The sequence below is a fragment of the Streptomyces sp. NPDC049915 genome (assembly GCF_040656475.1).
In the GTDB taxonomy this organism is placed as follows: Bacteria; Actinomycetota; Actinomycetes; order Streptomycetales; family Streptomycetaceae; genus Streptomyces.
Genome location: NZ_JBFAMH010000002.1, coordinates 368,397 through 388,906 on the forward strand (window position 1 = coordinate 368,397; position 20,510 = coordinate 388,906).

Genomic DNA, 20,510 nt, shown 5'->3' on the forward strand with positions numbered 1-20,510 from the left:
GCCCCCTCGGTGAGGGCGCGGGCTCACGCCGGCCACGGCTCCACGGAGACGACCGCCTCCGCCGGGATGGGCCCGTACACATGCGGGAACTCCTCGCCGCCGGGTACGGCGGCCTCGTACTTCAGCGGCACGTCCAGCCGTGCCGGGTCCACGACCAGGACGACCAGCTCGTCCGGACCGTCGTAGCCGCCGTACAGGAAATCGGCCACCGGCGCGAGCTGCTCCCGGGTGGAGCAGTGGATGAACCCCTCCTGCTCCAGCGTGCGGCCGCGGGTCGACAGGGTGTACCGGCCCTCGGCGCGGGCGGCCTCCCAGAGGGAGCGTTCGGTGAGGTGGAGGATGTGCGGCGCGTCGGTCATGCACCCACGCTATGCGGTGAAGGGCCTCCCGCCCACGGCTGCGCGGCGGGCGGCCTCCCTGCACAGCCGTCAGGGTTCGTCCCCTGCGGACGCCCCGGATATCCCGGATGTCCCGGCCGCGCCGGAGGCGTCGCCGTCCTCGTTCGGGGCGGCGACGACCGGAGGCTCGCTGCGGGACGCCCGCGCGGTGGACGGCTCGGCATAAGCCGGGCACCCGGCGTTGCGGCAGGGCCCGGGCACCCACACAGGCACCCAGGCACCCAGGCGCCCAGCGTCTTGTGGCGCCGGACCACCGTCTCGACGCGCTGTCCGCAGACGGGACAGACGGGTTCGTCGCTGCCCACGTCTTCAGCGTAGGGCGATGCGCGGTTCAGCGCTTCCCGCGGCGGGGCTCGCGCCACATGGGCCACATCCTCGGGCCGTCGGGCAGGTCCAGCACGCCGTCCATGACCGTGAAGCCGAGGCGCTCGTACAGCGCCCGGCTGCGCGCGTTGCTGGCCTCCAGATACGCGGGCCGCCCTTCGCGGTCGCACCGCTCGAGGACGTGCTCGATCAGCGCGGTGCCCAGTCCCGCACCCTGCCGCTGCGGCGCGACGCCGATCATCCACAGATAGGCGTGCGGGCGGTCCGCGGGGTGGATCCCGGCCGTCAGCCGCCCGATCAGCTCCACCCGCTCGTTGTCCCGGTCCACGGCCCGGCGCAGCTCGGCGGGACCGTCGTCCCCGGCGTCCTCGTCATGGTCCCCGCCCGGCACGGACAGCCACAGCGCGCATGCCGCTCCGTCCTCGGTGACGTCGATCCAGCCGTCACCGAGAGCGATGTCGGTGAACGCCGCCATGAGCCGGTGGTGGGTGCCGCGCCGGTACTCCTCACCAGGGAACACCCAGGCGCTGACCGGATCGTCCCGAAAGGCCTCGTCCAGCAGCCGTACGACCGCCTCCCGGTCGCCCGTGCCCGCCCGCCGTATCGCCACACCCATCCCGGCCCCCTTCAACGCACCTGTCGTCTACGGGGATTGACCCTATCCATCCTCTGTCCGCCCCTTCTCCGTCCCCTCTCCGTCCGTTCCTTTCGATCCCCTCCTCTCGCCCTGTCGGCCTCTCGGCCTCTCGCCCCCACGACCCGTCACGCACTGCGCCGGGTCACGAACTCCGCCAGGCTCAGCAGGCCCCCCGCCCGCTCCGGCTCCGGCACGGCGCGGGCCAGGGCGCAGACCGCGCGGGACATCCGATCGGCGGCCTCCTCCTGCGCCCAGTCACGGCCACCGGCCCGCTCGACCGCCAGCACCGTGCACTCGACGTCGTCCGGCTCGAACGGCGCCCCGTACAGCTCGGCCAGCCGGACGGCCGCCGTGGTGCCGGAGACCAGGGCCGCCACCACCGGCAGCGACTTCTTGCGCGCCGTGAGATCCGCACCGGCCGGCTTGCCGGTGCGCCCGGGATCGCCCCAGATCCCGATCACGTCGTCGATGAGCTGAAACGCGAGCCCGGCCTCGCGACCGAACGCGTCCAGTGCGTCGACGTCCTCGGCGGCCGCACCCGCGTACAGCGCACCGACGGCACACGCACACCCCAGCAGCGCCCCTGTCTTGGCCTCGGCCATGGCGAGCACCTCGTCGAGGTCCACGTCACCGGGCGATCGCCGCTCCAGCGCGGTGTCGGTGTGCTGCCCGGCGCACAGCTCCACCACGCACGCCGCGAGCCGGGCGGCGGCCGCGGCGGACGCCGGATGCGGATCCTCGGCGAGCAGCTTGAGCGCGAGCGCCTGGAGCGCGTCGCCCGCGAGGATCGCGTCGGCGTCGCCGAACACGGCCCATGCGGTCGGCTTGTGCCGGCGGGTGACGTCCCGGTCCATCACGTCGTCGTGCAGCAGCGTGAAGTTGTGCACCAGCTCCACCGCCGCTGCCGCCCGCACCGCGCTGTCCCGGGCCGGTGTGCCGCCCAGGGCGTCGGCTGCCGCCAGCACGAGCGCGGGACGCAGGGCCTTGCCCGCGGGACCCGCCGCCGGGCTGCCGTCCGGCTGCTCCCACCCGAAGTGGTAGCGCGCGACGCGCCGCACGGGCCCCGGCAGTGAGCCGATCGCCGCGCGCAGCTCGGGATCGACCAGGGCCCGCGTCTGCTCCAGCAGCGCCGCCGCCTCGGCTGTGTCGGCCGGTCCGGCCGGTCCCCCCTGGGCGGGCAGTGTGGCCGAAGGGTGTGCCCGCCCCGCGGCGGCGGGGCGGGCACGGGGCCCCTGGACGGGGAGGGTCACCGCCAGCGGCCGATCTCGACGTTCTCCAGCACACCGAGCGCGTCCGGCACGAGCACGGCGGCCGAGTAGTAGGCCGTGACCAGGTACTTGATGATCGCCTGTTCGTTGATGCCCATGAACCGCACCGACAGGCTCGGCTCGATCTCGTCCGGGATGCCCGACTGCCGCAGACCGATGACGCCCTGGTCCTGCTCGCCGAGACGCATCGCGATGATGGAGGTGGTGCGCGCCTCGGTCACCGGGATCTTGTTGCACGGGTAGATGGGCACGCCCCGCCAGGTCGGGATGCGGTTGCCGCCCACGTCGATGGTCTCCGGGACCAGCCCGCGCTTGTTCAGCTCGCGCCCGAACGCGGCGATCGCCCGCGGGTGGGCGAGGAACATCTTGGTGCCGCGCCGCCGGCTGAGCAGCTCGTCCAGGTCGTCGGGGCTGGGCACACCGTCGTGCGGCTGGATCCGCTGGTCGTACTCGCAGTTGTGGAGCAGCCCGAACTCCTGGTTGTTGACCAGTTCGTGCTCCTGGCGCTCCTTCAACGCCTCGACGGTGAGCCGCAGCTGCTGCTCCGTCTGGTTCATCGGCTGGTTGTACAGGTCGGCCACGCGCGAGTGGATGCGCAGGACGGTCTGGGCGATGCTCAGTTCGTACTCACGGGGCCGGGTCTCGTAGTCGACGAAGGTGTGCGGGATGTCCGGCTCGCCGGAGTGGCCGGCCTCGAGCTCGACCTCCTTCTCCCCGTACTTGTTGGTGCGCTGTGCCGGAACGGAGCGCGCCTGCCGCAGCTGCTCGCGCAGCGACTCGGCGCGCTCGGCGACCTGCTCGACGTCCTGGCGGGAGAGGATCAGTACCGTGCAGGCGGTGTCCGCGCGGGCGGTGTACTCCCAGATGGCGTCGCCGGACATCAGCGCCTGCTCGCCGAAGTAGGCGCCGTCGGCGAGCACGCCGAGGACCTGGTCGTCGCCGTACGGGCCGGTGCCGACCTTCTCCACCCTGCCGTGGGCCAGCAGGTACACCTCCTCGGCCCGGCTGCCGAAGGAGGCGATCACCTCGCCGGGGGCGAACTCGTGCTGCCGGCAGCGCTGGGCCAGTTCCGCCAGCACCTCCTCGTCCTCGTAGGCCCGCAGGGCGGGCAGCTCGCCCAGCTCCGCGGGGATGACCTCGACGCGGTCTCCGGTCTTCACGAACGTGACGCGGCCGTCGCCGACCGCGTAGGTCAGCCGCCGGTTCACCCGGTAGGTGCCGCCCTGCACGTCCACCCACGGCAGGAGCCGCAGCAGCCAGCGCGAGCTGATCTCCTGCATCTGCGGAACGGACTTGGTGGTGGTGGCCAGGTTCCGCGCGGCCGCGGTGCCGAGGCTCTGCTGCGGCCTGGTCTCTTCCGTGCGGACCTCTTCGCCTACCGACATAGAGAATTGCCCTCTCAGTGCTGCGCTGGCTCCGAACCGCGCCAGGCATTCGATCTGGTGACCAGGCTCCCATCACGGAGCGTGCCGGTGCTATTACACGAACGAGCGGGGTTGGCTCACTCCCCGAAGGGAAAACTCAACAGCCCTCCCAGCCGCCCGGCCTCAAGTCGGCGTGTCCGGATCGGCTCGCACATCGTGCGAGCGATGTAGTCCAACTCGTCCGGTTTCGGTAGAAGCGGTGTACGACGGCGGCCGCGCCCCGTGGCCCCGGGACAGCAGCACGAAGGAGGCGACATGGCCTCACCCCTGTCCGCGAGCGACTTTCTCACCGCGCTGAGAGCCGAGGGCCTGGAAGTCGTCGAGGTCGGCGACTGGAGGCATCACCATCGCAACCACAAGGGTCCCTGGGGACCGGTGCACGGCGTGATGATCCATCACACGGTGACCCGGGGCAGCGCGCGCACGGTGGAGATCTGCCGGGACGGCCACCCCGGGCTGCCGGGGCCGCTGTGCCACGGTGTGATCACCAAGGACGGCACGGTCCACCTGGTCGGTTACGGCCGCCCAACCACGCAGGCCTGGGCGACGACGACGTCCTGCGCGCGGTGATCGCGGAGAAGGCGCTGCCGCACGACAACGAGGCGAACACCGACGGCAACCGCCATTTCTACGGCTTCGAGTGCGAGAACCTCGGCGACGGCGAGGACCCCTGGCCCGAGGCTCAGCTGATCGCGATCCAGAAGGCCGCGGCGGCGATCTGCCGCCGGCACGGATGGACGCAGCGGTCGGTCATCGGGCACCTGGAGTGGCAGCCGGGGAAGGTGGACCCGCGGGGCTTCACGATGGCGTGGCTGCGGGAGCGGATCCGCGACCGGCTGAAGTAGGAGCGGGGTACGGCGGGCAGACGGCGGGACGGGCGTTCGACAATGGTGCCGTGACCAGCCTGGACGCCCTCCACCCACTCCTGCCCTCGCCCCTGGACGAGGCGGCGGACGACCGCCTCGCCCGGCACGGCGTCCGGCTGCTGCTCAAGCGCGACGATCTGATCCACCCGGAGCTGATCGGCAACAAGTGGCGCAAGCTCGCCCCGAACCTGGACGCGGCGGCAGGCCGGCCGATTGTGACCTTCGGCGGCGCGTACTCCAACCACCTGCGGGCCACGGCCGCAGCGGGCCGTCTCGTCGGCGTCCCGACGATCGGCGTGGTCCGCGGCGAGGAGCTGGCCGGGCGCCCCCTCAACCCCTCCCTCGCCCGCTGCGCCGCCGACGGTATGCGGCTGCACTTCGTCGACAGGTCGACGTATCGCCGTAAGACGGATCCGGACATTCTTGCCGCGGTGCTGGACGCCGTGGACGCCCGGGAGGCGTGTGTCGTCCCCGAGGGAGGCAGCAACGCGGCGGCCGTACGAGGATGCGTCGCGCTCGGGGCGGAGCTGCGCGGGCGGGCCGATGTGGTCGCGCTCGCCTGCGGCACCGGCGGCACGCTGGCCGGGCTGGCCGCCGGGCTGGGCCCCGGGCAGCGCGCGGTGGGCGTCCCCGTCCTCAAGGGGGGCTTCCTGCTCGACGACATCCGGGCGCTGCAGGAGCGGGCCTTCGGCGGGCCGCGCGGCGACTGGCTGCTGGACGACCGGTTCCACTTCGGCGGCTACGCGCGCGTGCCCCCCGCGCTCGACGCCTTCGCCGACGACTTCGAAGACCGCCACGGGCTGCCCGTCGAACGTCTCTATGTCGCCAAGATGCTGTACGGACTCCTCACCCTCACCGAGGAGGGCGCGTTCCCGAAGGGCACCACCCTCGCGGCGGTGATCACCGGCCGCCCGTTTCCCGAGTGACGCGCCCGGCCACGACCACCGCGCCGCCGGCGACTAGCTAGGTCGCCTCCCGGTACGCCGCCGCCTCCTCCAGGTCCAGCCGGCGCAGCAGGGCGCGCAGCATCTCGTCGTCGATGTAGCGGCCGTCGCGCAGTTTCACGAAGACCTCGCGCTCGGCACCGATCATCTCGCCGGACAGCCGCCGGTAGGTGTCGTCGGCGGTCTCGCCGGTGATCGGGTTGACCTGGCCGAGGCGTTCCCACACGGCGTTGCGGCGGCGCTCCAGAACGCTGCGCAGCCGGTCGGCGAGCGGTCCCGGCAGCGCGTTGCGCTCGTCGGCCAACAGGTCGTCGAGGCGCCGTTCGGCGGCGCGGGAGGCCTGCGCCTGGGCGTTGGCCTCGGCGAGGGTCTCGGCCTGCGCGTCGCGGCCGGGGAACTTCAGCAGCCGGATCAGCGGCGGCAGGGACAGGCCCTGCACCACGAGGGTGCCGATGACCGTGGTGAAGGTCAGGAAGAGGACGAGGTTGCGGTGCGGGAAGGGCTGCTCGCCGTCGTGCAGGTGGAGCGGGATGGAGAAGGCGATGGCCAGCGAGACCACGCCGCGCATCCCGGCCCAGGCGATGACCACGGGGGCGCGCCAGGTCGGGTTGTCCTCGCGGGCGCGGATGCGCGCCGACAGCAGCCGGGGCAGGAAGGTCGCCGGGTACACCCACAGGAAGCGGACCGCGACGACCACGAGGAAGAGGGCGACGGCGTACCAGACGGCGTCGACGCCCTTGTACTCCCCGAGGCCCTGCAGGACGACCGGCAGTTGCAGGCCGATGAGCGCGAACACGGCCGACTCCAGGACGAAGGCGACCATCTTCCACACCGCCTCCTCCTGCAGCCGGGTGGCGAAGTCGACCTCCCAGTTCCGGTGGCCGAGGTAGAGGGCGACGACGACCACGGCGAGCACGCCCGACGCGTGCACCTGCTCGGCCGCCGCGTACGCGACGAACGGGATCAGCAGGGAGAGCGTGTTCTGCAGCAGGGGTTCCTTGAGGTGAGTGCGCAGCCAGTGGATCGGCGCCATCAGGATCAGGCCCACCACCACGCCGCCGACCGCCGCGAGCAGGAACTCGCCGATCCCGCCGGCCCAGGAGGCGCCCTCGCCGACGGCGGCGGCGAGGGCCACCTTGTAGGCGGTGATCGCGGTGGCGTCGTTCAGCAGGGACTCGCCCTGGAGGATGGTCGTGATCCGGGAGGGCAGCCCGACCCGGCGGGCCACCGCCGTCGCGGCCACCGCGTCCGGCGGCGCGACGACCGCGCCGAGCACCAGCGCCGCGGTCAGCGGCAGGCCGGGCACCAGGACGTACGCGGCCCAGCCGACGACGACGGTCGCGAACAGGACGTATCCGACCGACAGCAGCGCCACGGGCCGCATCTGCGCCCTGAGGTCCAGGTAGGAGCTGTCGACGGCGGAGGTGTAGAGCAACGGCGGCAGCAGCAGGGGCAGGACGACGTCGGGGGCGAGCCGGTAGTCGGGGATGCCGGGGACGTACGCCACCGCGAGGCCGACCGCGACCAGCAGCAGCGGCGCCGGCACCGGGGTGCGCCGGGCGGCCGCGGCCACCGCCGCACTGCCCGCCACCAGCAACAGCAGTGGCATCACGTCCATCGTCCTCGCCCACCCTCGTTCTCCGCGCCGCTCGCCGCACGCCCGTCGTAACCTGGCAATCATGAAACAGTGCACGCACGCCGACGCGCTGCCGCGTCCGGAACCGACTCCGCTCAGCGAGACGTGTCCGGAGTGCCTGCGGGACGGCACCCACCCGGTGCAGCTGCGGCTGTGTCTGACGTGCGGCCACGTGGGCTGCTGCGACTCCTCGCCGAACCGGCACGCCACCGGGCACCACAAGGAAACCGGTCATCCGGTGATGCGGACCTTCGAACCCGGCGAGGACTGGCGCTGGTGCTTCGTCGACCACGTGCTGGTATGAGCGGTCGGTCATCGGTGGAAGCCGCCGTGAACGGCCCGGTACCGGCGGAAAACGGGCTGCGGGAGGAGACCGGAAGGGACCGTACCGGGTACGGTTCGAGCGTCTGACGCCTGGGTACGTCAATCCGGCGCGCGCTGTTCCCAATTGGACCCGCCCACCCTCTAGCCACGGAGCGTATCCGGAGCTTTACTATGAGTGACGGCAAGGGGTTGGGGCCCCGGGACAGGAAACTTCTGGGCGCGATAGCGTCACCGCAGTACCACACTTCGCGTTGACCCGGGGGGCGACCCTCGGCCCCGAACAGCTTGTACCACCTTGGAGGTGAGGGTGTCCCAGATCGCAGGCGAGCCCGTGGTGAACCAGGACTTCGTGGAGGTCCGGCTGCCGGCTGCGGGTGCCTACCTGTCGGTGCTGCGGACGGCCACGGCCGGTCTCGCGGCCCGTTTGGACTTCACCCTGGACGAGATCGAGGACCTGCGCATCGCCGTGGACGAGGCCTGCGCGATCCTGCTGCAGCAGGCCGTGCCGGGCTCGGTGCTCTCCTGCGTCTTCCGGCTCGTCGACGACTCACTCGAGGTCACCGTCTCGGCGCCGACCACGGACGGGCACGCCCCCTCGCGGGACACGTTCGCCTGGACCGTCCTGTCCGCCCTCGCGGGCAAGGTCTCCTCCGCCGTGGACGAGGACAAGACCGTTTCGATCAGCCTCTACAAACAGCGCGGCGCGGGACCCGGGCCGGCGTGAGGAACGGGGACGGGCCGGTGCGGGACGAAGAGCGCGACACCAGGGAACTGCCGCCCGAGAACGCCCTGGGCGCTCAGGGTGCTTCCCGGCGTACGGCGGACGGCATCGACGGCATCCCCGAGCAGGCCCGGCCGCATCCGGAGGACGAGTCCTCCCGGGCCGGGGCCGTGGACGCCGGCCTGCGGGGCACCGCCGACGGCGGCCCGCGGCAGAGGGAAGGCGCCGGACGGGGCAATCCCCGGGGCCGGCGGAACGGGGGCACCCCTGTCCCAGCGGAAGCCGGGGCTCGGGGCAGGGCAACGGGCGGGACGATGAGCGAGCACGAGCGAGACGCCGAGGAACAGGCGCCGGACGGGCAGGCCGTGCGCGAGGTGCGGATCACGCCGCACGGCCCGCAGGACCGCAGCGGGGCGCGGGCGATGTTCATCGAGCTGCGCGCGCTGAATCAGGGCAGCCCGGAGTACGCCGAGCTGCGCAACAGGCTGGTCCGGATGCACCTGCCGCTCGTCGAGCACCTCGCGCGCCGCTTCCGCAACCGCGGCGAGCCGCTCGACGACCTCACCCAGGTCGCCACCATCGGGCTGATCAAGTCCGTCGACCGCTTCGACCCGGACCGCGGCGTGGAGTTCTCCACGTATGCGACCCCGACGGTCGTCGGCGAGATCAAGCGGCACTTCCGCGACAAGGGCTGGGCGGTGCGCGTGCCGCGCCGGCTGCAGGAGCTGCGGCTGTCGCTGACGACGGCCACGGCGGAGCTGTCGCAGTTGCACGGCCGCTCGCCCACGGTCCACGAGCTCGCCGAGAAGCTGGCGATCTCGGAGGAGGAGGTCCTGGAGGGCCTGGAGTCGGCCAACGCGTACTCCACGCTGTCGCTGGACGTCCCGGACACCGACGACGAATCCCCGGCGGTCGCCGACACCCTGGGCGCCGAGGACGAGGCGCTGGAGGGCGTGGAGTACCGGGAGTCGCTCAAGCCGCTGCTGGAGGGCCTCCCGCCGCGCGAGAAGCGGATCCTGCTGCTGCGCTTCTTCGGCAACATGACCCAGTCGCAGATCGCGCAGGAGGTCGGCATCTCCCAGATGCATGTGTCCCGGCTCCTGGCGAGGACCCTGGCGCAGCTGCGGGAGAAGCTGCTCGTGGAGGAGTGACGAGCGGTTCGGTGTCGGTGACGGCTCCCGGTGCGGGCGTGAGCGCCCACGGGGGCCGTCGCCGTTACTTCTGCGCGCCCGGTCCCCGGATGCCGAGGGCCCGGGTCGTCTCGCCGTTGACCAGGAGGACCAGCGCGGCGACGGCGACGGCGGTGAGCGCGATGCCCGCCGGGATGGCGGCGCCGTCGGCGTGGATCAGGTTGTAGGCCACCGGCAGCGCGATGATCTGCGTGATGACGGCCGGGCCGCGGCTCCAGCTGCGGCGGGCCAGCAGTCCGCGCGCGGCCAGCAGCGGCAGCAGCGCGAGGACGACGATGGTCACTCCGCCGGTCACGGCCTGCTGCCGGTCGTCCGGGGCGCCGGTCAGCGCGAGGACGAGCATCCACACCCCGCCGACGAGCAGCGCGAGCCCTTCGAGGCCGGCGAGCACCGCGGCGTACGTCAGACGCCGCGGGCGCGGGCCGGCGGTGTCCTGGGTCTGCGTGGGGGTGGGGGTCTGCTCACTGCTCACCCCTGAAGGGTAGCCCTCACCCATCGCGCCCCCGGGGCGAGCCTCACCCTCGGGTGGCGCATCGAGGACTGCCCCCGCGAGCGGTGCGTCGAGGCGCGCCCCCCTCTTACCTGTTCCCTACCTCGCCCTCGTCCGAGTACCGCTCAGTAGGTACGCTGCACGTCATGCGTGCACTTCTCGTGGTCAACCCGGCGGCAACCACTACCAGTGCGCGCACACGTGACGTGCTCATCCACGCACTCGCCAGTGAGATGAAGCTGGAGGCGGTCACCACCCAGTACCGCGGGCACGCGCGCGACCTGGGCCGGCAGGCCGCTGTCGGGGACGACATCGACCTGGTCGTGGCGCTCGGCGGCGACGGCACGGTCAACGAGGTGGTCAACGGCCTGCTGCACGCCGGCCCCGATCCGGCGCGGCTGCCCGGCCTCGCGGTGGTGCCCGGCGGTTCCACGAACGTCTTCGCCCGCGCGCTGGGCCTGCCCAACGACGCCGTCGAGGCGACCGGCGCCCTGCTGGACGCGCTGCGCGAGGGCAGCGAGCGCACGGTCGGCCTCGGTCTGGCCTCGGGAACGCCGGGCACGGAGGACGAGGCGGTGCCGCAGCGCTGGTTCACCTTCAACGCGGGGCTCGGCTTCGACGCGGGTGTGGTCGGCCGGGTGGAGCAGCACCGCGAGCGCGGCAAGAAGTCGACACACGCGCTGTACGTGCGCCAGGTGGTGCGTCAGCTCCTGGGCGAGCCGAATCGCCGGCACGGTGCGATCACGCTGGAGCGGGAGGGTGAGGAGCCGCTCACGGATCTCGTCCTGTCCATAGTCTCGAACACCTCGCCGTGGACGTTCCTCGGCAACCGCCCGATCTACGCCTCCCCGCGGGCCTCGTTCGACACGGGGCTCGATGTGTTCGGTCTCAGCCGTCTGTCCACGGCCGCGGTTGCCCGGTATGGCACCCAGTTGCTCACTTCGTCCCCGGAGCGCGGACCACGCGGCAAGCACGCCGTCGAACTGCACGATCTGGACCGCTTCACCTTGCATTCGAAGGTGCCGTTGCCCCTCCAGATGGACGGTGACCATCTGGGGCTGCGTACCAGCGTGACGTTCACAGGTGTACGCCGTGCACTGCGTGTGATTGTGTGAGCAGAAGGGGCTAAAGTCCTTTCACTCGAACGTTTAGGCCAGGATCCACCCCATGGAAGTACGGCTGTGACCTAGTCGACACCGAAGAATCAAAAAAAACTTTCCTGAAGGGGTTGTATCCGCCGCTGAGGTTTGCGAGTCTCTACGTGGCGATCGGGACGGCCCGCAAGACCGGCCTCCACTGATCACCAGAACCCCTCTCCAAAACACAGGACCACGCCGGGAAGACTCGGCGGTCGGCCCTTCACTTGTTGAGGGATTCGTGAAAGCGTTCACATTCACAAGCAACTTGCACAGTCATACCAAGGAGAGGTAGCAGCCATGGACTGGCGTCACAACGCCGTTTGCCGCGAGGAAGACCCCGAGCTCTTCTTCCCCATCGGCAACACCGGTCCTGCGCTGCTGCAGATCGAGGAAGCCAAGGCCGTCTGCCGTCGCTGCCCGGTGATCGAGCAGTGTCTGCAGTGGGCGCTCGAGTCCGGTCAGGACTCCGGCGTCTGGGGTGGTCTCAGCGAGGACGAGCGCCGTGCCATGAAGCGCCGCGCCGCCCGCAACCGGGCCCGTCAGGCCTCCGCCTGACGACCCACCCCTGCTGACAGCCTGAGCTTGGCGGCGCGCACATCGTGTGCGCATCTCCCGCCCCCGAGCCGCAGCGCGCAGTGAACGAAGAAGTCGAGCACTAGCCTCGGACCAATGGCGGTCCGGGGCTTTTTGCTGTCCGCCGGCCGTTGTGACGCGGCCCTCAACTGCCGCGTGGCGCGGGCCACTTATCCTTCATGACCAGGGCCACTCACTCTCTGTGACGTCGGCTGCTCGCGCCCGTACCGCTGCCGTCCGGTACTACTTCTGCGCCCGCACCGGGATGTCGAGGATCACCTGGGTGCCGCCCTCGGGCGCCGGGACCATGTCGAAGGTGCCGCCCAGCTCGCCCTCGACCAGGGTGCGGACGATCTGCAGCCCGAGGTTTCCAGCGGTGCGCGGATCGAAGCCCTCGGGCAGGCCGATGCCGTCGTCCTGGACCGTGACCAGCAGGCGCGCCTCCTTCGTCGTACCGCCGCGCACCGCCGAGACCTCGACCGTGCCGGTGTCGCCCTGGTGGAAGCCGTGCTCCAGGGCGTTCTGCAGGACCTCGGTGAGCACCATCGACAGGGGCGTGGCGACCTCGGCGTCCAGGATGCCGAAGCGGCCGGTGCGCCGGCCGGTGACCTTGCCCGGGGAGATCTCCGCGACCATGGCCAGCACGCGGTCGGCGATCTCGTCGAACTCCACCCGCTCGTCCAGGTTCTGGGACAGCGTCTCGTGCACGATGGCGATGGAGCCGACCCGGCGGACCGCCTCCTCCAGCGCCTCCCTGCCCCGATCGGACTCGATGCGCCGGGCCTGCAGCCGCAGCAGGGCCGCGACCGTCTGGAGGTTGTTCTTCACCCGGTGGTGGATCTCCCGGATGGTGGCGTCCTTGGTGATCAACTCACGCTCGCGGCGCCGCAGTTCCGTCACGTCCCGCAGCAGCACCAGCGAACCGATGCGCGTGCCCTTCGGCTTGAGCGGGATCGCCCGGAACTGGATGACCCCGTCGCTGGCCTCGATCTCGAACTCGCGCGGGGCCCAGCCGCTGGCGACCTTGGCGAGCGCCTCGTCCACCGGCCCCCGGGTCGGGGCGAGTTCCGCGGTGGTCCGGCCCAGGTGCTGGCCGACGAGGTCGGAGGCGAGGCCCATGCGGTGGTAGGCCGAGAGCGCGTTCGGGGAGGCGTACTGGACGATGCCGTCCGCGTCGAGCCGGATCAGGCCGTCGCCGACGCGCGGCGAGGCGTCCATGTCGACCTGCTGGTTCGGGAACGGGAAGGAGCCGGCCGCGATCATCTGCGCGAGGTCGGAGGCGCTCTGCAGATAGGTCAGCTCCAGCCGGCTCGGGGTGCGCACGGTGAGCAGATTGGTGTTGCGGGCGATCACGCCGAGGACGCGGCCCTCCCGCCGCACGGGGATCGACTCGACCCGGACGGGGACCTCCTCGCGCCACTCCGGGTCGCCCTCGCGCACGATCCGGCCCTCGTCGAGCGCCGCGTCCAGCAGGGGCCGGCGGCCGCGCGGGACGAGGTGGCCGACCATGTCGTCCTGGTAGGAGGTGGGGCCGGTGTTGGGCCGCATCTGCGCGACCGAGACGTACCGCGTGCCGTCGCGGGTGGGCACCCACAGGACCAGGTCGGCGAAGGAGAGGTCGGAGAGCAGCTGCCACTCCGACACCAGCAGGTGCAACCACTCGAGGTCGGAGTCGTCGAGGGCGGTGTGCTGGCGGACCAGTTCGTTCATGGAGGGCACGGGTGCGAGCGTACCTGGCGGTTTGTACGGCCCTGAAATGTACGGCGCGGACCTGCGGCCGTGGGACGGGCGGGCCCGGAAACACCCGCGGGCCGCGGCGCCTGGGAGGGACCCTCAACCCTCCCGGCACCGCAGCCCGGAGCAACATCGGCCGTGGGGTGTGCGGTCCCGGTCGGCCGAAGGTGAGGAGCCGGGGCAGTCAGGGCAGAGAGCTCCGGTTCCTCGATCCGTCTTCCTGTGCGGGGAAGACGGAGGCTGTGATCGCTGCGCTCGGTCGTGCTCGCGCCGTCCTGACGCATTCTGGACTAGACCACTAGGCCTGTCCATGCGCCGGGGCGAATCGTTCGCGCAGCCTGTGTGAAGTTGATGCACCGCAGCCTAGCCCGCCCTGGTCAGCAACGGGGCCACACGGTCATGGCAAATTCCGCGAGCGCTTCCAGTTCCTCCCGGCTCGCCCCGTCCCGTGCCTGCTGCGACATGCCCTGGAACACGGCGGCGGCATGGCGCGCGAGGACGCCCGCCTCGGTGTCCGGCGGCAGCCGGCCGGCGGCGACATCGGCCCGGATGCGGTCCTCGATGGCGAGCACATTGGCCTCGCGCTGCCGGCGCAGGGCCTCCTCGACCTCGGGGGTCGAGCAGTTGGTGGCCGCGTGGATGACGAGGCAGCCGTGCGGGTGGCCCGGGCCGGTGAACTCGGCCGCGGCCTCGCGCAGCAGCCGCGCCACGGCCGCCTCGGCGGTCGGCTCCTCCTCCAGTGCGCGCCGCGCGAAGGAGCCGTGCGTGGCGCCGTAGACCTGCACGACCTCCTCGAAGAGCGCGCGTTTGTCGCCGAAGGCGGCGTACAGGCTGGGGGCGCCGATGCCCATCACCCGGGTCAGGTCGGAGACCGAGGTCGCCTCGTAGCCCCGCTCCCAGAAGGCCATGACCGCCTTCTCCAGTGCGGTCGCGCGGTCGAAGGCGCGCGGGCGGCCGCGGGGACGGGGGGTGCGGGCCGCGGTACCGCTGCTGCCGGAGCTCGCCTTGTCTGTTCGCTGGTCACCCATGGGCGGGATTTTATAGCGGGCACTAGAGAAATGTCAGCGGACCGGTGTACGGTCTTTTTTGTATCGACCGCTAGACAAATGCGGCGACAGAGCGAAGGGGGCGCCGGCATGGGCGTACTGACAGGCAGGACGGCTCTGGTGACGGGGGCCGGCAGGGGCATCGGACGCGGGGTCGCGGAGCGGCTGGCGCGCGACGGGGCACGGGTGGCGGTGCACTACGGCAGCAACGACACGGCGGCCGAGGAGGCGGTCGCCGCGATCGAGGCGGCGGGCGGCTCGGCCTTCGCCATCCGGGCGGAGCTGGGCATGCCGGGGGACGCCGAGCGCTTGTGGGCCGAGTTCGACCGGCATGCGGACGGGGTGGACATCCTGGTGAACAACGCCGGGATCGGGACCTCCCGCCCGTTCGAGGAGATCGACGGGGAGGAGTACGACCGCCTCTTCGCGGTGAACGTGAAGGCGCCGCACTTCATCACCCGGCTCGGGCTGCCCCGGCTCAGGGACGGCGGGCGGGTGATCAACATATCCTCGGGCCTCGCCCGGACCGCCGCGATGCCGCAGCTGATGGCCTACTCGATGACGAAGGGCGCCCTCGACGTCTTCACCCGGGACCTGTCCAAGGTGCTCGGCGCGCGCGGGATCACGGTCAACTCGGTCGCCCCCGGCATCGTCGACACCGACGTCAACGCCGCATGGCTGCGGACGAGCGACGAGGCGTGGCAGGGCGCCGCCGCGTACTCGGCGCTCGGCCGGGTGGGCACGCCGGCGGACATCGCCGACGCGGTGGCCTTCCTGGCCTCGGACGACGGCCGCTGGGTGACGGGCCACTGGCTCGACGCGACGGGAGGGTCCCTGACCTGACCTGACGTGACCTGACCGGCACCCGGGCCCCGGGGCCCCGGGCCCCGAGGGCGCGCCTCGGAAGGCGGCGGCGAGGGTGCGCCACGGGGGTCGCGCGACGGGCGGGCGTGCCCCGTGCTGCCGGGCGGTGGCGGGCAGGGAATGGTGCGGAGACCCTGGGAGACGGGTGCCCGCCTCTGTTAGATTGGTCTAAACCACATTGCCCGATTCCGGGCACCGGGCCCCCGGCGGGTCACCCAGTGCCTCCCCGATGCCGGCCACCCCGGCCCCTCCCCGAGTCCCCTCTTCGAAACGGCAGGCCAGCGTGGAAGTTGTCATCGTTCCGGACGCCGAGGCGGGCGGCGAGCTCATCGCCGAGGCCATGGCGCAGCTGCTGCGGCGCAAGCCCGACGCCCTGCTGGGCGTCGCCACGGGCTCGACCCCGCTGCCCATCTACCGGGCGTTGGAGGCCAAGGTGCGCTCCGCTGCCGTGGACACCGGCCGGGCCCGGGTCGCCCAGCTCGACGAGTATGTGGGGCTGCCCGCAGAGCACCCCGAGTCCTACCGCTCGGTGCTGCGCCGCGAGGTGCTGGAGCCGCTCGGGATCGGCATGGAGCGGTTCCTCGGCCCGGACGGCACCGCCGAGGACGTGCAGGCGGCGTGCGAGGCGTACGACAGGGCGCTGCCCGAGGCCGGCGGGGTGGACCTCCAGCTCCTCGGGATCGGCACCGACGGGCACATCGGGTTCAACGAGCCGTGCTCCTCGCTCGCCTCCCGTACGCGGATCAAGACGCTGACCGAGCAGACCCGGGTGGACAACGCCCGGTTCTTCGACGGTGACATCGACCAGGTACCGCACCACGTGATCACGCAGGGCATCGGCACCATCCTGGAGGCCCGCCACCTGGTCCTGCTGGCCACGGGCGAGGGCAAGGCGGACGCGGTGGCCGCGACCGTCGAGGGCCCGGTCGCGGCCATCTGCCCGGCCTCCGCGCTGCAGCTGCACCCGCACGCGACGGTGGTCGTGGACGAGGCGGCGGCGTCCAAGCTGAAGCTGGCGGACTACTTCCGGCACACCTACGCGAACAAGCCGGAGTGGCAGGGCATCTGACCGGAGCGGACGCACGAGCGTCCTCGCTGGACTAGACCAGCGAGGGTGCCAACGGTATACAGAGGAGATCACGGAGCGTGCGGAGGCGCCCACCGAGGTCACACCGCACAAAGCCGTGCCACGATGTGAGCCCGCGGCCGATGGCGAGTCGGCCGCTTCGGCACCGGAGCCGGGAAGGCAGAGCATGAGCACCGACGTCAGCAGTGCGGAGAACGACAGTGGCGCCACCGTCCGTACCGCGCGCGTGCCCAAGTACTACCGCCTGAAGAAGCACCTGCTCGACATGACCGAGACGATGCCGCCCGGCACCCCGGTCCCGCCGGAGCGGACGCTCGCGGCGGAGTTCGACACCTCCCGCACGACCGTCCGCCAGGCGCTGCAGGAGCTGGTGGTCGAGGGCCGGCTGGAGCGCATCCAGGGCAAGGGCACGTTCGTCGCCAAGCCGAAGGTCTCGCAGGCGCTGCAGCTGACGTCGTACACCGAGGACATGCGCGCCCAGGGCCTGGAGCCCACCTCCCAGCTGCTGGACATCGGTTACATCACCGCCGACGACCATCTCGCCGACCTGCTCGACATCACCGCCGGCGGCCGGGTGCTGCGCATCGAGCGGCTGCGCATGGCCAACGGCGAACCGATGGCCATAGAGACCACCCACCTCTCGGCCAAGCGCTTCCCGGCGCTGCGCCGTTCCCTGGTGAAGTACACGTCCCTGTACACCGCGCTGGCCGAGGTCTACGACGTCCATCTCGCCGAGGCCGAGGAGACCATCGAGACCTCGCTGGCCACCCCGCGCGAGGCCGGTCTGCTCGGCACCGACGTCGGCCTGCCGATGCTGATGCTCTCGCGGCACTCCTTCGACCGGCAGGGCGAGCCGGTGGAGTGGGTGCGGTCGGTCTACCGCGGGGACCGCTACAAGTTCGTGGCGCGCCTGAAGCGGCCTTAAAGGCTCCGTCATATTCCGCCGGAGTCGCGGTCGGATAACGGTCCAGACCGTCAACGCCCGTTATGCGGACGAGGGGTTCCGTTCCTGCTGCACCTGACCTAGATTTCCTGCGCATTGCACAGGTGATCAGTGAGGGGACGGAACCGCGCGATGACGAATGCGCCAGATGTGTCCAGACCGGCGACGGTGACGCCCGTGCGCGTCGTCATCGCCCTCTGCCTTGTCGCGCCCTTCGTGGCGATGCTGTGGGTCGGAAGTTACGCGAAGGTGGACCCGGCGTTCATCGGGATCCCCTTCTTCTACTGGTACCAGATGCTGTGGGTGATCATCTCCACGGCGCTGACGGTCATCGCCTACCAGCTGTGGCGGCGTGACCAGCGCGCCCGTGCTTCCCAGAAGGGCGGTGCGGACAAGTGAAGGACGGCGTGAACGGCGTCGCACTCGGCGTCTTCATCTTCTTCTTCCTGCTCGTCACCGTGCTCGGCTTCCTGGCCGCGCGCTGGCGCAAGGCCGAGAACGAGCACAGTCTCGACGAATGGGGCCTGGGCGGGCGGTCGTTCGGCACCTGGATCACCTGGTTCCTGCTCGGCGGTGACCTGTACACGGCATACACGTTCGTCGCCGTGCCCGCGGCGATCTACGCGGCGGGCGCGTCCGGCTTCTTCGCGGTGCCGTACACGATCCTCGTCTACCCGCTGATCTTCACGTTCCTGCCCCGGCTGTGGTCGGTGTCGCACAAGCACGGATACGTGACGACCTCGGATTTCGTGCGCGGCCGCTTCGGCTCCAAGGGGCTGTCGCTGGCGGTGGCGTTGACCGGCATCCTCGCGACGATGCCGTACATCGCGCTCCAGCTCGTCGGCATCCAGGCCGTGCTGGACGTGATGGGTGTCGGCGGCGGCGAGAACACCAACTGGTTCGTCAAGGACCTGCCGCTGCTGATCGCGTTCGGCGTGCTGGCGGCGTACACCTACTCGTCGGGTCTGCGCGCCCCCGCGCTGATCGCGTTCGTGAAGGACGCGCTGATCTACATCGTCATCGCCGTGGCGATCATCTACATCCCGATCAAACTCGGCGGGTTCGACGACATCTTCGCCAAGGCGGGCCACGCGTTCAGCCAGGTCAACCCGGCCACCGGCAAGCCGCGCGGCGCGCTCGCCCCGCCGGAGGCCGGCCAGTGGACGTACGCGACGCTGGCGCTCGGCTCGGCGCTGGCGCTGTTCATGTACCCGCACTCGATCACCGCGACGCTGTCCTCGCGCAGCCGTGAGGTGATCCGGCGCAACACCACCATCCTGCCGCTGTACTCCCTGATGCTGGGCCTGCTCGCGCTGCTCGGCTTCATGGCGATCGCGGCCGGCGTCAAGGTGCAGAACACTCAGCTGGCCATTCCGCAGTTGTTCGAGAACATGTTCCCGGACTGGTTCGCGGGCATCGCGTTCGCGGCGATCGGCATCGGCGCGCTGGTGCCGGCGGCGATCATGTCGATCGCGGCGGCGAACCTGTTCACCCGCAACATCTACAAGGACTTCATCAAGCAGGACGCCACGCCGAAGCAGGAGGCCCAGGTCTCCAAGATCGTCTCCCTGCTGGTGAAGGTGGGCGCGCTGGTCTTCGTCCTCACCATGGACAAGACGGTCGCCATCAACTTCCAGCTGCTGGGCGGCATCTGGATCCTGCAGACCTTCCCGGCCCTGGTCGGCGGCCTGTTCACGCGCTGGTTCCACCGCTGGGCGCTGCTGGCCGGCTGGGCGGTCGGCATGGTCTACGGCACGCTGGCCGCGTACGGGGTGGCCTCGCCGACGCAGAAGCACTTCGGCGGCTCCGCGAAGGAGATCCCCGGCATCGGCGAGATCGGCTACATCGGCCTCACGGCGTTCGTGCTGAACGTGGTGGTGACCGTGGTCCTCACCTTCGTCCTGAAGGCCGTGAAGGCCCCCGAGGGCGTCGACGAGACCAGCCCGGAGGACTACACGGCGGACGCCGGCGACCCGGGCGTCCAGACCGAACTCCCCCCGGCCACGGCGGGCGCCGTAGGTCACTGACAGCGGAATCCCGACGGGCCGCCGGAGAAATCCGGCGGCCCGTCGTCGTACCCGTGGGGCACACTCGCCGTCATGGACATCGTGATCCGGCCCGTCGCACCCCACGAACACGCCGCCCTCGGTGAGATCACCGCCCAGGCCTATCTCCAGGACGGGCTCCTGGACTTCGCCGCGAGCGACCCCTACCTCGGCGAGCTGCGCGACGTCGCCAAGCGCGCCGCCGCGGCCGAGGTCCTGGCCGCCACAGCGGACGACACCGTCCTCGGCGGCGTCACCTTCGTACCGGCCGGCGGGCCCATGGTCGACATCGCGCGTCCCGGCGAGGCCGAGATGCGCATGCTGGCCGTCGCCCACGCGGCCCGCGGCCGGGGTGTCGGCGAGGCGCTCGTACGGGCCTGCGTCGAGCGGGCCCGGGCCGTCGACGGCTGCGGTCGGCTCGTCCTGTCGACCCAGCGGACCATGCACACCGCCCACCGCCTCTACGAACGGCTGGGCTTCGTCCGTACGCCCGAGCGGGACTGGAATCCCCTGCCGGAACTCGACGACATCACCCTGCTCACCTACGAGCTGACGCTGTGAAGCCACCGGGACACAACATCTGGGGGTGAGACGACAGCCCGGCACTAGATGTATGCTCATGCTCGCTGTCGCCGCAGGGGAATCCGGTGCGAATCCGGAACTGTCCCGCAACGGTGTACATGCGTGCTTCGCGCACGCTGGTTCAGTCCGAGGACCTGCCGACAGTGCACCCGGCCACCCGGCCGGTGTGTCCTGACGTCCGGGCCTCGTGGGATGGGCCGGTGGACGCGACGCCGCGTGCGCTCGTGTGCTGCCCCCTGCCCTCCGCAAGGCCCCGTGCCGAGCGAGGGAGAGCC

At 71.3% G+C, this 20,510-nt stretch carries 20 protein-coding genes, 1 pseudogene and 1 riboswitch; of the genes and pseudogenes, 13 read left to right on the top strand and 8 right to left on the bottom strand.

Annotation, left to right across the window (positions count from 1 at the left end; genetic code table 11):
• Positions 1 to 23 precede the first annotated feature (23 nt).
• From AB0J12_RS04050 to AB0J12_RS04065, 4 genes are all read right to left on the bottom strand, one after another.
• The gene (locus tag AB0J12_RS04050) at positions 24 to 359 is read right to left on the bottom strand and encodes a DUF952 domain-containing protein (protein ID WP_363262594.1); all 336 of its coding nucleotides are present in this window, start codon (positions 357 to 359) and stop codon (positions 24 to 26) included.
• A 370-nt stretch (positions 360 to 729) separates the two neighbouring features.
• On the bottom strand, positions 730 to 1,338 hold the full coding sequence (locus AB0J12_RS04055) for a GNAT family N-acetyltransferase (RefSeq protein ID WP_363262595.1): 609 nt from the start codon (positions 1,336 to 1,338) through the stop codon (positions 730 to 732).
• Positions 1,339 to 1,484: 146 nt separating this feature from the next.
• Positions 1,485 to 2,540: a family 2 encapsulin nanocompartment cargo protein polyprenyl transferase gene (locus AB0J12_RS04060; protein WP_363262748.1), complete on the bottom strand. Its 1,056-nt coding sequence runs from the start codon at positions 2,538 to 2,540 to the stop codon at positions 1,485 to 1,487.
• A gap of 65 nt (positions 2,541 to 2,605) precedes the next feature.
• On the bottom strand, positions 2,606 to 4,012 hold the full coding sequence (locus AB0J12_RS04065; protein WP_363262596.1) for a family 2B encapsulin nanocompartment shell protein: 1,407 nt from the start codon (positions 4,010 to 4,012) through the stop codon (positions 2,606 to 2,608).
• A 294-nt stretch (positions 4,013 to 4,306) separates the two neighbouring features.
• On the opposite strand from AB0J12_RS04065, the pseudogene AB0J12_RS04070 reads away from it, so the two are divergent.
• Together AB0J12_RS04070 and AB0J12_RS04075 are read left to right on the top strand one after the other, a co-directional pair.
• Positions 4,307 to 4,896: pseudogene (locus AB0J12_RS04070) on the top strand (N-acetylmuramoyl-L-alanine amidase).
• A 50-nt stretch (positions 4,897 to 4,946) separates the two neighbouring features.
• The gene (locus AB0J12_RS04075) at positions 4,947 to 5,843 is read left to right on the top strand and encodes a pyridoxal-phosphate dependent enzyme (RefSeq protein WP_363262597.1); all 897 of its coding nucleotides are present in this window, start codon (positions 4,947 to 4,949) and stop codon (positions 5,841 to 5,843) included.
• A 37-nt stretch (positions 5,844 to 5,880) separates the two neighbouring features.
• Here AB0J12_RS04075 and AB0J12_RS04080 read toward each other — a convergent pair whose 3' ends face one another.
• The gene (locus AB0J12_RS04080; RefSeq protein WP_363262598.1) at positions 5,881 to 7,479 is read right to left on the bottom strand and encodes a Na+/H+ antiporter; all 1,599 of its coding nucleotides are present in this window, start codon (positions 7,477 to 7,479) and stop codon (positions 5,881 to 5,883) included.
• 61 nt (positions 7,480 to 7,540) lie between these two features.
• Here AB0J12_RS04080 and AB0J12_RS04085 point away from each other — a divergent pair, with 61 nt between their 5' ends.
• The 3 genes from AB0J12_RS04085 to AB0J12_RS04095 all read left to right on the top strand — a co-directional run bounded on the left by AB0J12_RS04085 (position 7,541) and on the right by AB0J12_RS04095 (position 9,693).
• Positions 7,541 to 7,801, top strand: a complete 261-nt coding sequence (locus AB0J12_RS04085; protein ID WP_361631102.1) for a UBP-type zinc finger domain-containing protein — start codon at positions 7,541 to 7,543, stop codon at positions 7,799 to 7,801.
• Between the two features lie 327 nt (positions 7,802 to 8,128).
• Entirely contained in the window at positions 8,129 to 8,545 is a 417-nt protein-coding gene (locus tag AB0J12_RS04090) for an anti-sigma regulatory factor (protein ID WP_363262600.1), read from the top strand.
• Positions 8,542 to 9,693, top strand: coding sequence for an RNA polymerase sigma factor SigF (locus tag AB0J12_RS04095; protein WP_363262601.1), 1,152 nt, complete (start codon positions 8,542 to 8,544; stop codon positions 9,691 to 9,693). The genes AB0J12_RS04090 and AB0J12_RS04095 overlap by 4 nt, the downstream gene beginning before the upstream one ends.
• A 64-nt stretch (positions 9,694 to 9,757) precedes the next feature.
• On the opposite strand, the gene AB0J12_RS04100 is transcribed toward AB0J12_RS04095, so the two are convergent.
• Positions 9,758 to 10,204: a hypothetical protein gene (locus AB0J12_RS04100; protein ID WP_363262602.1), complete on the bottom strand. Its 447-nt coding sequence runs from the start codon at positions 10,202 to 10,204 to the stop codon at positions 9,758 to 9,760.
• Between the two features lie 164 nt (positions 10,205 to 10,368).
• Between AB0J12_RS04100 and AB0J12_RS04105 the strand changes: the two genes are divergently transcribed.
• Both AB0J12_RS04105 and AB0J12_RS04110 read left to right on the top strand, forming a co-directional pair.
• Positions 10,369 to 11,337: a diacylglycerol kinase family protein gene (locus tag AB0J12_RS04105; protein ID WP_363262603.1), complete on the top strand. Its 969-nt coding sequence runs from the start codon at positions 10,369 to 10,371 to the stop codon at positions 11,335 to 11,337.
• 321 nt (positions 11,338 to 11,658) lie between these two features.
• A complete protein-coding gene (locus AB0J12_RS04110; protein WP_003992873.1) occupies positions 11,659 to 11,916 on the top strand; it encodes a WhiB family transcriptional regulator in 258 nt (85 codons plus the stop codon).
• 261 nt (positions 11,917 to 12,177) lie between these two features.
• Here the strand turns inward: AB0J12_RS04110 and AB0J12_RS04115 are convergent, their stop codons facing one another.
• Both AB0J12_RS04115 and AB0J12_RS04120 read right to left on the bottom strand, forming a co-directional pair.
• Positions 12,178 to 13,653, bottom strand: coding sequence for a PAS domain-containing sensor histidine kinase (locus tag AB0J12_RS04115; RefSeq protein WP_363262604.1), 1,476 nt, complete (start codon positions 13,651 to 13,653; stop codon positions 12,178 to 12,180).
• A 392-nt stretch (positions 13,654 to 14,045) separates the two neighbouring features.
• Positions 14,046 to 14,696, bottom strand: coding sequence for a TetR/AcrR family transcriptional regulator (locus AB0J12_RS04120; RefSeq protein WP_363262605.1), 651 nt, complete (start codon positions 14,694 to 14,696; stop codon positions 14,046 to 14,048).
• Between the two features lie 108 nt (positions 14,697 to 14,804).
• Here AB0J12_RS04120 and AB0J12_RS04125 point away from each other — a divergent pair, with 108 nt between their 5' ends.
• The 6 genes from AB0J12_RS04125 (at position 14,805) to AB0J12_RS04150 (ending at position 20,214) form a co-directional block, all read left to right on the top strand.
• A complete protein-coding gene (locus tag AB0J12_RS04125) occupies positions 14,805 to 15,557 on the top strand; it encodes an SDR family oxidoreductase (RefSeq protein WP_363262606.1) in 753 nt (250 codons plus the stop codon).
• 304 nt (positions 15,558 to 15,861) lie between these two features.
• A complete protein-coding gene (gene nagB / locus AB0J12_RS04130) occupies positions 15,862 to 16,647 on the top strand; it encodes a glucosamine-6-phosphate deaminase (RefSeq protein WP_363262607.1) in 786 nt (261 codons plus the stop codon).
• A 184-nt stretch (positions 16,648 to 16,831) separates the two neighbouring features.
• Complete coding sequence (locus AB0J12_RS04135; RefSeq protein WP_363262608.1) at positions 16,832 to 17,590, top strand: GntR family transcriptional regulator; 759 nt, start codon at positions 16,832 to 16,834, stop codon at positions 17,588 to 17,590.
• Between the two features lie 150 nt (positions 17,591 to 17,740).
• Entirely contained in the window at positions 17,741 to 18,007 is a 267-nt protein-coding gene (locus AB0J12_RS04140; RefSeq protein ID WP_363262609.1) for a DUF3311 domain-containing protein, read from the top strand.
• The gene (mctP, locus tag AB0J12_RS04145; protein ID WP_363262610.1) at positions 18,004 to 19,635 is read left to right on the top strand and encodes a monocarboxylate uptake permease MctP; all 1,632 of its coding nucleotides are present in this window, start codon (positions 18,004 to 18,006) and stop codon (positions 19,633 to 19,635) included. The genes AB0J12_RS04140 and mctP overlap by 4 nt, the downstream gene beginning before the upstream one ends.
• A 72-nt stretch (positions 19,636 to 19,707) precedes the next feature.
• The gene (locus tag AB0J12_RS04150) at positions 19,708 to 20,214 is read left to right on the top strand and encodes a GNAT family N-acetyltransferase (protein ID WP_363262611.1); all 507 of its coding nucleotides are present in this window, start codon (positions 19,708 to 19,710) and stop codon (positions 20,212 to 20,214) included.
• A gap of 45 nt (positions 20,215 to 20,259) precedes the next feature.
• A riboswitch (cobalamin riboswitch) is annotated at positions 20,260 to 20,392 on the top strand.
• Positions 20,393 to 20,510: the final 118 nt, after the last annotated feature.